General features: G+C 59.9%; 12 protein-coding genes and 1 pseudogene. 6 read left to right on the top strand and 7 right to left on the bottom strand.

The window, feature by feature from the left end:
* Nucleotides 1-41 precede the first annotated feature (41 nt).
* On the bottom strand, nucleotides 42-1,346 hold the full coding sequence (locus BA011_RS06770; protein WP_065279863.1) for an ABC transporter substrate-binding protein: 1,305 nt from the start codon (nucleotides 1,344-1,346) through the stop codon (nucleotides 42-44).
* 202 nt (nucleotides 1,347-1,548) lie between these two features.
* Here BA011_RS06770 and BA011_RS06765 point away from each other — a divergent pair, with 202 nt between their 5' ends.
* Genes BA011_RS06765 through BA011_RS06755 form a run of 3 tightly spaced genes read left to right on the top strand, consistent with a single transcriptional unit; the run spans nucleotide 1,549 to nucleotide 4,554 of the window.
* The gene (locus BA011_RS06765) at nucleotides 1,549-2,748 is read left to right on the top strand and encodes an ROK family transcriptional regulator (protein ID WP_003539497.1); all 1,200 of its coding nucleotides are present in this window, start codon (nucleotides 1,549-1,551) and stop codon (nucleotides 2,746-2,748) included.
* Between the two features lie 45 nt (nucleotides 2,749-2,793).
* Nucleotides 2,794-3,894, top strand: coding sequence for a Gfo/Idh/MocA family protein (locus tag BA011_RS06760; RefSeq protein ID WP_065279862.1), 1,101 nt, complete (start codon nucleotides 2,794-2,796; stop codon nucleotides 3,892-3,894).
* 18 nt (nucleotides 3,895-3,912) lie between these two features.
* Nucleotides 3,913-4,554 carry a ThuA domain-containing protein gene (locus tag BA011_RS06755; protein WP_027665906.1) on the top strand — a complete coding sequence of 214 codons (642 nt, stop codon included), beginning with the start codon at nucleotides 3,913-3,915 and terminating at the stop codon, nucleotides 4,552-4,554.
* A gap of 186 nt (nucleotides 4,555-4,740) precedes the next feature.
* Here BA011_RS06755 and BA011_RS06750 read toward each other — a convergent pair whose 3' ends face one another.
* The 5 genes and pseudogenes from BA011_RS06750 to BA011_RS06740 form a co-directional block, all read right to left on the bottom strand.
* On the bottom strand, nucleotides 4,741-5,217 hold the full coding sequence (locus tag BA011_RS06750; RefSeq protein WP_065279861.1) for a DUF2938 domain-containing protein: 477 nt from the start codon (nucleotides 5,215-5,217) through the stop codon (nucleotides 4,741-4,743).
* Between the two features lie 112 nt (nucleotides 5,218-5,329).
* Nucleotides 5,330-5,425, bottom strand: a pseudogene (locus BA011_RS44990) (MarR family transcriptional regulator); the annotation flags it as partial.
* An 18-nt stretch (nucleotides 5,426-5,443) separates the two neighbouring features.
* A complete protein-coding gene (locus BA011_RS06745) occupies nucleotides 5,444-5,710 on the bottom strand; it encodes a hypothetical protein (RefSeq protein WP_065279860.1) in 267 nt (88 codons plus the stop codon).
* Entirely contained in the window at nucleotides 5,710-5,880 is a 171-nt protein-coding gene (locus tag BA011_RS41220; protein WP_162039352.1) for a hypothetical protein, read from the bottom strand. Before BA011_RS41220 ends, BA011_RS06745 begins: the two co-directional genes overlap by 1 nt.
* Before the next feature lie 104 nt (nucleotides 5,881-5,984).
* Nucleotides 5,985-6,242, bottom strand: a complete 258-nt coding sequence (locus BA011_RS06740) for a DUF982 domain-containing protein (protein WP_003539480.1) — start codon at nucleotides 6,240-6,242, stop codon at nucleotides 5,985-5,987.
* 436 nt (nucleotides 6,243-6,678) lie between these two features.
* Between BA011_RS06740 and BA011_RS06735 the strand changes: the two genes are divergently transcribed.
* Complete coding sequence (locus tag BA011_RS06735; protein ID WP_065279859.1) at nucleotides 6,679-7,506, top strand: nickel-binding protein; 828 nt, start codon at nucleotides 6,679-6,681, stop codon at nucleotides 7,504-7,506.
* Nucleotides 7,507-7,685: 179 nt separating this feature from the next.
* On the opposite strand, the gene BA011_RS06730 is transcribed toward BA011_RS06735, so the two are convergent.
* Nucleotides 7,686-7,976, bottom strand: a complete 291-nt coding sequence (locus tag BA011_RS06730; RefSeq protein ID WP_017960359.1) for a DUF982 domain-containing protein — start codon at nucleotides 7,974-7,976, stop codon at nucleotides 7,686-7,688.
* A gap of 1,126 nt (nucleotides 7,977-9,102) precedes the next feature.
* Here BA011_RS06730 and coxB point away from each other — a divergent pair.
* Together coxB and ctaD are read left to right on the top strand one after the other, a co-directional pair.
* Entirely contained in the window at nucleotides 9,103-9,972 is an 870-nt protein-coding gene (gene coxB, locus BA011_RS06725; RefSeq protein WP_420493429.1) for a cytochrome c oxidase subunit II, read from the top strand.
* A complete protein-coding gene (ctaD, locus tag BA011_RS06720; RefSeq protein ID WP_065279857.1) occupies nucleotides 9,969-12,485 on the top strand; it encodes a cytochrome c oxidase subunit I in 2,517 nt (838 codons plus the stop codon). Before coxB ends, ctaD begins: the two co-directional genes overlap by 4 nt.

Raw genomic sequence — 12,485 nt, 5'->3', positions numbered from 1 at the left:
CGCTCCGCTCTGGAGCGCCAGGAGAGGTCTGCAGGCGCTGGTTATTGTTCCAGTTCGAAAGCGTCCTGGATCATCTGGGCGCCGTCCTTGGAATTCATCTGCCCGGAGACGATTTCCACCGACACGTCGTTGACGACACGCCCGACCGCCGCACCGAGATCCTGGTCGAAATAATTCTGATGCCAGGTCGAACCGGCCAGCTGTTTTGCCGATTCGGCAAGCAGCGGGTTGGTGACGCCATCGCCGGCGCCGACGGCAACGGGCAGAAGCATACCTGATTTGGCCATCGCCCGCTCATTGTCCGCATTGGTCAGGAAGGCGAGGAAATCGAGCGCTTCCTTGGATGCCTTCTTGGTAACGGCCCAGCCGTTCAGACCGCCGAGCGTATCGGTCGGCTTGCCGGCGCCGCCATCAACCGCCGGGAAGGCGAAACGGCCGATATTTTCGGGTGCGAGCCCCTTGCCGTCGCCGGCATTCTTGCGCTGGTTGGCCTCGGAATTTTCAAAGCCGAGGATGATCGCGGCCTTGCCGTCACCGAAAACGCCGAGCGCCTGCGGCCAGGTCGAGCCGAGATAGCCGGGCTGGAACGGTTCGAGCTTGCCGAGTTCGGCAAGATCGTCGCCGGCCTTGATGATCGTGGGATCGAGGAAACCTTCGCCCTGGCCGGTCTTTGCCGCTTCGAAGACCTTCTGTCCGCCTTCGCGCATGACGAGATAGCTCCAGTAGAAGTGGATCGGCCATTTCTCACCGCCGCCGCCGGCGATCGGCACGATGCCTGCCGCCTTGATCTTCTTCACGGTACCCAGAAAATCAGCCCAGTTCTTGATGTCCTCGGCCTTCACGCCGGCCTTGGCAAAGAGCTCCTTGTTGTAGAAAAAGCTGACCAGACCGACCTTATAGGGAATAGCCCAGGTCTTGCCTTCGAATGTCAGGCCGCTGACCGACGCCGGGCTATAGGCGCCGCGCAATTTGCCGCCATCGGCATCCAGCGCCGGCGTCACATCCTGGAGGGCGCCGGTTTCGGACTGCTGCTTCAAGACGCCGCCGCCCCAGCTGAAAAAGAAATCCGGTACGTCATCGGATTGCAGCAATGTCGGAAGCTTGGCCTTGAAGGCCTCGTTTTCGAGAAACTGCATCTGGATATCGACGTCGGGATGCTGGGCTTCGTATTTCTTGACGATGTCTTCCCAGGCCGCGACATATTTCGGATCGAGCTCGAGATGCAGCCATTTGACGACTGTCGCCGCCGAAGCCGCACCTGCTCCGGCCAGCAACATGCCGGCAGCCGCGGCCATGGATGCGATACGCCTGCCGCCAAAAGCGGCGCTCTTGAAGCTAAAAGTCATGATTTTTCCTCCCAGGGGTCCTGTCCTCACAATTTTTCCCCTATGCGGATTAATTCAACGGAGCTTTGGCATATTGTCAACCCAATGCCTCTATTTTTATCAAATGCGCTTGACAGGACCGCTGAATTCCCTGCTATTTATTTCGTAACCCGTTAAAAATATTGGGTTCCGCCCCAACGAAACGCTCGCCTGGCTAGTTCCCATGAAGACCGCAGATCCCGAATTAATGCGCGCGATCAATCGCTTGAACGTGCTCGATACCATCAGGCGCCATGGCCCGATCTCGCGGATAGAGATCAGCGAGCGTACAGAACTCTCCACCACAACCGTTTCGGCCATCACCGCCTCATTGCTCGACGACGGGCTGATCCTGCCGCGTCACGAAGGCGATATCCGCAATGAGGCCGTGCGCGGACGGCCGCGGGTGATGCTGGAGCTCAATCCGGATGCCGCCCGCGTGGTCGGCGCCAAGATCGCCGCCAACAGGATGGTCTTCGTCGTCACCAATTTCCGCGGCGACGTGCTGTCGAAGCTCGCCTTGCCAATCCGCATCGACCGGCAGCCGATCGGCGTCATCGCCGATCTGGTCGAGGATGGGGTCAGGCGCTGCGTCGTCGATGCCGGGCTTTCGCTTGAAGATGTCGACAGCGTCTGCCTCGGCTTTCCCGGCGTCATCGAGCACCGCACCGGCTACATCAGAAGCAGCCCGATCTTTCGCGACACCAATGTCGATTTCGCCGCCGAGATGTCGACGCGGCTGGCAACGCCGACCATTGTCGAAAGCGACGCCCACGCCATCACGCTTGGCCATCACTGGTTTGGAAAGGCGCGCGATCTCGAAGATATGGTGCTGATTTCTCTGGAGCAGACACTGGGTCTCGGGGTCCTGCACGGCAACAGCCTGTTTCGCGGCGCCGGTGGCCTCAGCCACAATCTCGGCGACCTGGTGCTCGGCATGGGCCCGAACGGCGTCGTCCGGCTTTTTAGCCAGGCCGGCGAAAGCGCGATCCTCGGCGAACAGCAGGCCGACGGGCGTTTTGCCGAGGCCATCCGCCTCGGGCGCGGCATGAACCATGCCCAGGCGCTGATCAAGGCCGATGACGACCGGCTGATCAGTGCCGCCATCCGCGCCGGCGAAGCGGTGGGTTTGACCATTGCCAATATCGTCACGCTGTTTGCGCCGCCGCGGGTTATTCTTGTGGGGTCGAGCCTAGCGCTCGGAGAACCCTTTCTCAACAGCCTGCGCGATGCTTATGCGCTCGCCATTCCGCCATCGCTGCGCGGCGTGAGCGAACTCGTCTTCGACGATTCGACCGATGATTTCTGGGCGCAGGGTGCCGCTGCGGTGGCGCTCTACGAGCTTTACGAATCGCCCTGGAGCACGACAGGGCCGGCGCTCTGACGGGCGGCACAATCAAAATCAATGGCAAGATCAGTGGAGGAATTCATGGACAAGGTCGGTATCGGCATCATCGGATGCGGCAATATTTCGGGCGCCTATCTCACGGCGATGGCATCCTTTCCCATTCTCGACATTCGCGGCGTCGCCGATCTCAACCGGGAGCTGGCGGAAGCGAAGGCTGCGGAATTCAATGTTCCCGTCAAGACGGTCGAGGAGCTTTTTGCCGACCCCAAGGTTGAGATCATCGTCAATCTGACGATCCCGAAGGCCCATGTCGCCGTGGCGCTGCAGGCGCTTGATGCCGGTAAGCACACCTATTCGGAAAAGCCGCTCGGGATTAATTTCGCGGAAGGGAAAAAATTGGCGGAAGCCGCCAAGGCGAGGAACCTCCGCATCGGCGCTGCCCCCGATACCTTCCTCGGCGGCGGCCACCAGACGGCGCGTGGCTTGATCGACCAGGGCGTCATCGGCCAGCCGGTCGGCGGCTCGGCGACCTTCATGTGCGCGGGCCATGAGCGCTGGCATCCGAACCCGGCCTTCTATTACGAAGTCGGCGGCGGGCCGATGCTCGATATGGGTCCCTACTACATCACCGATCTCGTCAATCTTCTCGGGCCGGTTTCTCAAGTTGCGGGCTTTGCAACGACGCCGCGGCCGGAACGGCTGATCACCAGCGAGCCGCGCAATGGCGAGCGGATTCCCGTGCATGTGCCGACCCATGTTACCGGCATGATGGCCTTTGCCAACGGCGCCGTCGTCCAGATCGCCATGAGCTTCGACGTTGCCGGCCACAAACATGTGCCGCTCGAAGTCTACGGCACCGAGGGCACGCTTGTTGTTCCCGATCCCAACAAGTTTGGCGGCCCGGTGGAATATCTGAAGAAGGGCGGTTCGTTCGAGGACCAGCCGGTCACAGCACCTTATGCCGAGGGCAACTTCCGCTCGCTCGGCGTCGCCGACATGGCGCATGCGATCCGTTCCAACCGGCCGCACCGCGCCAATGGCGATCTGGCGCTGCATGTGCTCGAAGTCATGGAGGCGTTCCACACCGCTGCCGCGACCGGCCGGACGGTCGCGATCACCACGGCAACGGAGCGCCCTGCCCCCTTGTCCGATTCCATCGTCGACGGACGACTGGCGAAATAAGTTTCAGGAGGAAAGACTATGCGTGAAGCACTGATCGTCTGGGGCGGCTGGAGCGGGCATGAGCCGCAGGAGTGCGCCGAAATCATCAAGACCATGCTCGAGGAAGACGGCTTCAAGGTCTATCTCGAGCACGGCACCGAGGCGCTTGCCGACCCTTCCGTCCATGATCTCAGCCTTGTCGTGCCGATCATGACGATGTCGAAGATCGAGAAGGAAGAGGTCAAGAACCTCGCTGCCGCAATCGAAAGCGGCGTCGGTATCGCCGGCTATCACGGCGGCGCGGGCGATGCCTTCCGCGACTCCGTCGACTACCAGTTCATCATCGGCGGCCAGTGGGTGGCTCACCCCGGCAACATCATCGACTATACCGTCAACATCACCCGTCCCGACGATCCGCTCATGGAGGGTATTGCCGATTTCCCTTATACGTCAGAGCAATATTACATGCATGTCGACCCGTCGAACGAGGTTCTGGCGACGACCAAGTTCACCGGCGAACACGCCTACTGGATCGACGGCGTCGTCATGCCCGTCGTCTGGAAGCGGAAATACGGCAAGGGCCGGGTCTTCTATTCCTCGCTCGGCCATCAGGCCAAGGAATTCGACGTTCCCCAGATGAAGACCATCTTCCGCCGCGGCGCCAACTGGGCGGCGCGGTAAGGCGAGGCTGTCTGGTTCGTGCGGATCCAAGAAAGGCCCCTCCCCAACCGGGGCCAGCGACGAAAGGCGAGCGCTTGCTCGCTGTAACCGTTCTACGGATTATTACGATGGAGGTTATCGCAAGCGGCGCGGCATCTTAGCCCCTCCCCCTTGTGGGGAGGGGTTGGGGAGGGGTTCTGGCTGGTCTCAGCGAATGATCAGTGCGGTGCCATAGAGCCCCAGCGCAAAAGCGGTGTGGGCGAGAAGGTTGAAGCACCGGACCTTGTTCGGGGTCGGGTGTTTGGCGGCGGCCCAGCCGATGCCGAGGCCCGGCTGCAACAGGAACCACCCTGCCCCGACGGTGACGATGCCGAAGATCCAGGCGGGAAAAAATGTCGGGGCCGCCAGCCAGGCCGAGCCCATGATGATGGCGAAGATCACCCCATAGAGGATGCCGACGGCGTAGTGGCTGATCCAGCCGAGCGCCAACTCATGGGCATAGGGCTCGGCGTCGGCAATGCTCTCGTGAAAGACCTTGCCGCGGCGAAGGTGCCAGAACCAGCGTCCCACAGGTGCCCAGTTTGGGGCCGCCTGGCCGAACTGGGTGAGCACGATTGCCCAGAGGTCCATCAGGATGGTTGCGCCGGCGCCGATCAACAGGCCGCGCCACAGAATATCGAACATTGGGAATCACCGGAAAACGTTGCGATTGCAGGAAACTACAGATCACTGCAAACCCGCCGGCGCAATGGCTGCGGTGAATTGCCTGCCACATTCCGGAGTGATTCAGAGGTTCATCCGCCTGCGGTCCGCCCTCGCCCTGCGTCTCACCCGCGCCATTGCCGATATCGCCACTGATATCCTCCGCAAACTTCCGCATGAGGAGCATCAGAGGATGCAGCACCGATCTTTAGCGGGCATCGCGCTCGTATCGCGGCGCCCATCCGCGGGCCATCCCGCGGCTCATCACTCTTTCCGCCAGTGCCAGTTGCTGGCGGAGATGTTTGCAGTCATCGAGCAGCGAGCGTATCGCCGCCTTGGCGTTGTCGTCATGCCAGGCAAGCACGGCTTCGACTTCCCAAGCTTGATCGGGCCAGGCTTGATCCGGCCAGGTTTGACCAGGTCCAGTTTGTTCGGGGCGTGCCCGATGGGGTTCCAAGGCTTTTGCCGGCTGCATCAGTTCAGCGCCAACGGCAATTGAACGGGGCGCGGCAATGGTGGCAGCGGCCGGCTGAGTTCGACCTTTCTCTGCCAGGCGGCGCGCCGCTGTTGATCCCGCTCGCGGGCTGCGCGGGACGCTTCGACAAGCGCGAGGGCGTTGGCGATCACCTGTTCCGTATGCGTCATGATCATCTCCAATGTTCCTGTTTTGTTCTAAGTTAGAACTTCGGCAGGAAAAGTCAAGCGTCGGACGATATGGCTTTGAGGATGGGGGGAAGCGCGGAGAGTATTCAGTCCGCCGCTTCTATGACGGCAATGCCCGCCTCCTGTGCCGCCCTGATGAAGGCCGCCCGCACGTGTTCCGGTGGGAGATCGCCGATAATCGCATCCAGGCACGACTTGACGGCCTCGAAATATTCTTCGCCGTCGTCTACCGGCCAATCGCGCAGGAGCGTGCGCGCGGCGTCCCACACAGAGTTAATAACGGCATAATGCCCGAGCCCCATTGAGGCCAAGCCAACCGGTCGAAAATGTGCCGTCTGTTTCACTTTGCTACAGCTTTTCCCAATTTCGGTGGAGCTTATGGGTACGATGCAATTTGCATGCCGTTGGTAGGCCGTGTCACCAGCCGAAGTGCGGCTTCACGGGATTTGATCTTGGTCAGCGATGCTCGCAGTGTAGACGCTCCCCTTCGTCCACTCCAGATCCCTGCAGCCGGCCCGGTTTGAGAACACGGAGCTTGAACTGGGGCCCTCCGATCAGTCTTTAAGCGAGCGATTATGGTAAATATCGGGCTCCCAGTCCCGCGCCTGCTGATTACGTCTCAGTCTTTCCTTTTATACTCTATAAGAATTACAGCAACTCATATGCTTTGCCCGACGCCGGACGCTCTCTAATCATTAATGGATTGTACCAGAGGTGGACGGAGTTTCATCCGGGTCGTACAATCCAAATCTATCTGCACGCGGATCTGGGAGGAGCGCGATGCCTATTTTCATGGACCGGCACTTTCTTGAAGGAACCACAGCCGCCGACGTTGCCCGGGCGCATCGATTGGATCTCGACATTCAGGACAAATACGGCGTCAAGTTCCTGACCTACTGGTTCGATCAGCGGCGCGGCACCGCCTTTTGCCTCGTGGATGCGCCGGATGCGGAAACCGCGCAATGTGTGCATCGCGAGGCCCATGGCTTCGTCGCCGGCGAGATCGTCGAGGTCGCCTTGTCGGCGGTCGAAGCTTTTCTTGGCCGAATTCACGATCCTGAGCCGGCGCCTGGCCAGTCGTCCAGCGACGTCGATCCCGGTCACCGGGCAATCCGCTTTACCGACATCGTCGGATCGACGGCAATGACATCGCGCCTCGGCGACCGCATTGCGACCGAAATGGTCAGAGCCCATGACGCTATCGTGCGCAGATGCCTCAGCCAGAATTCAGGCCGAGAAGTGAAACACACCGGCGACGGCATCATGGCGGCCTTCGCCGCGACAACGGCAGCGGTCGCATGCGCCATGGCGATCCAGCGGGAATTCGAGCGTTACAACGGCGGAAACACCGAGCCTATCCATATCCGCATCGGAGTGGATTGCGGCGAGCCGGTCGAGGACAGCAACGACCTCTTCGGCTCGACCGTGCAACTTGCCGCGCGTCTCTGCGCGGCAGCCTCCAGCGACCAGATCCTCGTCTCGGAGAATATCTTTCGGGAATATGGCGCCGCCGATCTCTTCGCTCACGCGACGCGCCGACGGTTCAAGGGATTTTCGAAGCCTATGCTGGTCTTTCGATGCGACTGGGCGAGTGCGGGCGTAAACTAATATCTGCTGGATCCGACATCCAAATAGCGGCTGCCTCTTGGCAGGGCTTGCCGCGGCGTTTTGTGGCCAAGAAATAGGCGATCATCCGATCAGCAGATATCGAAACCAGAACGCGCCGCAACTGATGTCACGGCGCGCCCTCGCCTGCCATGCAGGCGGCCCCCCACAGCCATATCTGATTAAGCATTACCAATTTGATGATTCATCAGCCCGTCGAACCTGGGACCACCCTCGACCTTGGCAAGCACGCCCGACATCTTCAGAAAGCGCCGGAAATTCTCGCGCGCAGCGCTCAGCGGGAAACGCCCGTTGGCCGTATCTCTGCACGCCTTCAACAGCGTTTCATATGCCAAACCCCGTTTGTCCTCCGGCCACCCGTCCAGAACATCGAAGATTTCATCGAGGCACGTGACCTCATCGATGAAATGTTGACGATGAAGCAGAATCGGATCAAACCGAGTTGACGACATAGTATCCTCCCATTTATATTACTTTTTTATGGTGTAATTTTACTCAAAAACCGCAATCTGTTCAAGTCGAAATCGCGCCCGCTTGACTATTAACGTGGCGAAACTACTTCCATAGCGAGGGAATAGCCCGATCAGCTTAGACTTACGTGAATTTAATCATCGGCTGAGGCCGCGACGCATCACGATTATAGATTGATTGATCAATCGCGCGAATGTTTCGGCTCAGGTGAGCGTGATCTAGCGGGCCAGAAGTTTTCGTATAGGCTCGCGTTGGCATGGTAGATTGCGACCATGACAAGCTTGTGAGGAGACGTTCAGATGAACCGATTTTTTCCATTGGTAGCGGCAGTGCTGATCGGTGTGTCCGTGTTCACGTCTTCCTGCACGTCGCCTGCAAGGCAGGATCACCAGGATTTTCAATATCAGCGGGATACATCGATAAACCCGGCATGCGCGGGCGGATTCAGACCCGGCAATGCTCGCTCGTGCAGCTATTGAAAGGCATAGAGGCGGAAATTTCGCCGGAGGCGGCATGATACGGCGATGCAAGTGATTGGGAACTCCAAGCCCTGCCTCACCGTTAGATGATCGGGTCACAATGGCCCGACCTTCAACAGGAGAACGGTTTCCCATGAACAATTTGATCTGGATTGTCGGCGCTGTCGTTATCGTGCTCGCGATTTTGAGTTTCTTCGGCTTCCGCTGATTGCAGACGTGCTGATGGCATGCGGCGGTTCAACCGCGTCTTCTTCTCCCGGCGAGCATATGGACGAGGGAAGCCGGAGTGCGCGTCTGATTGAAAAGACTTCACGAAGCGCGATTGACCCGCCGACGCCCCCTGACAGGTTTCGAGAAGGCCGAACTGGCTTTTTCACGGAAGGAATTACTGGTCGCCGATTGTGACGTATTCACAGTATTGCGATACCGCCCAGTTGCCGCCCGACAAACATCAGCCACTTGCCACCGGACATACGCGTTCCATATCGGAGAGCTTGAGCATTGGAGGAAAGGGAGACCGACAATCCTGCGATGTCTTATTCCTTCCAGTGCACTCGTTCTTGCGGGTTGCAGCGGTCAGCAGTCCGCGCTTAGTCCCGCCGGCGAGGAATCGGAGGCGGTCTATCGGCTGCTCGTCGTCATGGTTATTGGCGGCATTGCAATTTGGGGCGGCGTAACCTTCCTGTTCCTTCACGCTGCCCGCCATCGACGGGAAGCATGGCCGGCGGAAAAGGCTAGCGCGCTCATTGCCTGGGGTGGCGTTGCTTTTCCGACTGTCGTCCTTCTGCTTTTGCTGGGCTACGCAGTCTGGCTGATGCCGGCGATACGCCCTTGGAACCCGCTTGCAGAAAAGGACGGGGCGATCGAGGTGACGGGGGAGCAGTTCTGGTGGCGTATTCGCTACCCGGCCGTCGGCGACCAGCCTGCTTTCGAGACCGCCAACGAAATTCGCCTGCCCGTCGGCCGACCGGCGACTTTTTCTCTCAAAGCAACCGACGTTATTCATTCCTTCTGGATTCCGGCGCTTGGCGGCAAGATGGACATGATTCCGGGCCGGACCAATTATCTCACGCTGACGCCAACGCGCACCGGCAGCTATCGTGCCCCCTGCGCCGAATTTTGCGGTGCCTCGCATGCCTATATGGCTTTCTCGGTCGTCGTCATGGAGGAGGACGATTACAACGCCTGGCGCAGCCGCCTGATCGATGGCCAGGCAAGCGCTGCGGATGAAGGCGGACAACTCCTGCAGCGTCATGGCTGTGTGGCCTGCCATTCGCTCCGTGGACTGCAGATCGCCGGCCAGACCGCCCCGGATCTCACCTTGATCGGCGCCCGCCTCTCGATCGGCGCAGGTGCGCTTGCCAACACGCCGGAGAACATCGCCCGCTTTATTCGCTCACCCTCATCGGTGAAACCGGGCGCGAAGATGCCCGCTTTCAACATGCTTCCTGAAGATGATATCGAAGAAATTGCCCGCTATCTCGGGGGGCTCGAATGACGGAACCCCTTGCTTCGGTCTCAACCGAAACATCCGCCGCCCAGGAAGCGGAACTTCGGCGTGTATGGGCCAATCCAAAAGGCTGGCGTTACTGGACCTCCGTCAACAACACTCAGATCGGCCTGTGGTATGGATCGGCCGCCTTCATCTTTATGCTGTTTGCCGGCATCCTTGCGCTGCTCATGCGCCTGCAACTGGCAGTCCCCGACAACGATTTTCTCTCCGCCGATCTCTTCAACCAGGCCTTCACGCTGCACGGCACCGTGATGATGTTCCTGTTTGCCGTTCCGATCTTCGAGGCCGTCGCAATCTTCCTCTTGCCCTCCATGCTCGGCGCGCGGGAACTGCCGTTTCCGCGGCTTTCGGCTTTCGGCTTCTGGAGTTTTGCGCTCGGCGGCGTGTTCGTCTGCGGGTCGATATTTTTCGGGGCGGCGCCCAATGCGGGCTGGTTCATGTATCCGCCGCTTGCCACCGACAAACAATATTCCGGCATCGGCGCGGATATCTGGCTGCTCGGCCTTTCCTTCATCGAAGTGGCTTCCATCGCCGCAGCCGTCGAGCTCATCGTCGGCATCATGAAATGCCGGGCGCCGGGCATGCGGATCAACATGATGCCGCTCTTTGCCTGGTATCTGCTGATCGTGGCGGGCATGATCCTCTTCGCCTTTCCGCCGCTGATTGCCGGCGACATCCTGTTCGAGATGGAGCGGATGTTCGACTGGCCTTTCTTCGATGCAGCCCGTGGCGGCGATCCGCTGCTCTGGCAGCATCTGTTCTGGATTTTCGGCCACCCCGAGGTCTACATCATCTTCCTGCCCGCCATCGCGCTCATGGCGATGATCGTTCCGACCTTCGCGCAGCGTCCGATCGTCGGCTATTCCTGGATCGTGCTGGCCGCTGTCGGCACGGGGTTCCTGAGCTTCGGGCTCTGGGTCCACCATATGTTCACCACTGGCCTGCCGCAGATTTCACTGGCCTTCTTTTCGGCGGCATCCGAGGCCGTAGCGATCCCGACAGGGGTGCAGATCTTTGTCTTCATCGCCACCATGCTGGCCGGCCGGGTGATCTTTTCCCTTCCCATGCTCTTTGGCGCCGGGGGACTGGCGATCTTCATCATTGGCGGGCTGACCGGCGTCATGGTGGCGCTCGCGCCCTTCGACTGGCAGGCGCATGACACCTATTTCGTCGTCGCCCATCTCCATTACGTGATGATCGGCGGCATGCTGTTTCCGGTGGTTGCCGGAATCTACTATTATTATCCGCTGGTGAACGCACAAAAACTTTCGGCTCGATGGGGCAAGATCGCCTTCTGGCTCATGTTCGTCGGTTTCAACACCGCCTTCTTCCCCATGCACCTGACCGGCCTGCGGGGCATGCCGCGGCGGGTCTTCACCTACCCGGCTGATGTCGGCTGGAACCTCCTGAACCTCGTCTCCACCATCGGCGCTTTCATCTTTGCCGCAGGCGTCACCATCATCGTCATCGATATTCTGCGTCCTAGACATCGCGAACCGAAAGGCGAAATGAACCCCTGGAATGCCGGAACGCTCGAGTGGATCAGCGAGCCGGAAGAAAATTGGGGCGTGCGGTCCATTCCGATCATCAAAAGCCGGTATCCGCTCTGGGACCAGCCGGAGCTGATCGACGGCATCAAGGCGGGCCGGTTCTATCTGCCGGACGCGGCCGACGGCCGGCGCGAAACGCTCGTGACGTCGGTTCTGGACGCCGAACCGTTGCAATGCCTGCGGGTCGGCGGCACGTCGCTTCTGACCATAATCTCCGCTTTGGCACTTGGCGGCGTGTTCATCGCATTGACCTTCCATTGGTGGATCTTGACGGCGCTATGCGCCGCCGTGACACTTGCCGCCGTCCTGATCTGGCTCTGGACCGGAACCGGCGAAATACCAAGCCAAAACCTCAGGGATATCGGCCTTGGCAAGCAGGTTCCCCTTTACGCCTCCGGCCCGGCTTCAGTCGGCTGGTGGGCGGTCTTCATCACCATGGCCGGAGACGGCACAGCCTATGCCAGCTTGATGTTCGGTTATTTTTTCTACTGGACGATCCATCCCGACTTTACGGCAGGATTGCCGGGTCCGGGTAGGCTCTGGCCGCTGGTGGCGGCCGCGCTATTTGCCCTTGCCTGGCTGGCCATGCTGTTTGCGCGATATATCAATTCGAAGGGCAGGATGGTATCCGCCCGCCTGTGCCTCCTCGCCTCCACGATCCTCACACTTGCCGCCTGCGCCGCCGGTCTGGCGGGTCCCTATCTGTACGACATGAAGCCGACGGCGCATGTCTATCCGGCGATCGTCTGGGTCATCGTGCTCTGGACGATCATTCATGGCCTCGTTGCCGTGATCATGCAGTTCTATTGTCTGGCGAGTAGTTTTGCGGGTCGTCTGACGGCGGAATATGACGCCGATCTGCACAATGTCGTGCTCTATTGGCACTTCCTGGTCATCACAGCCCTCGCCTCCTTCGGAGTGCTGGGCCTGTTTCCAGAGTTGAGGTGA

The organism is Rhizobium leguminosarum, assembly GCF_001679785.1.
Lineage (GTDB): Bacteria > Pseudomonadota > Alphaproteobacteria > Rhizobiales > Rhizobiaceae > Rhizobium > Rhizobium leguminosarum_R.
The sequence above is the reverse complement of the archived record's forward strand: the minus strand, read 5'-3'. Positions and strand labels throughout refer to the sequence as shown.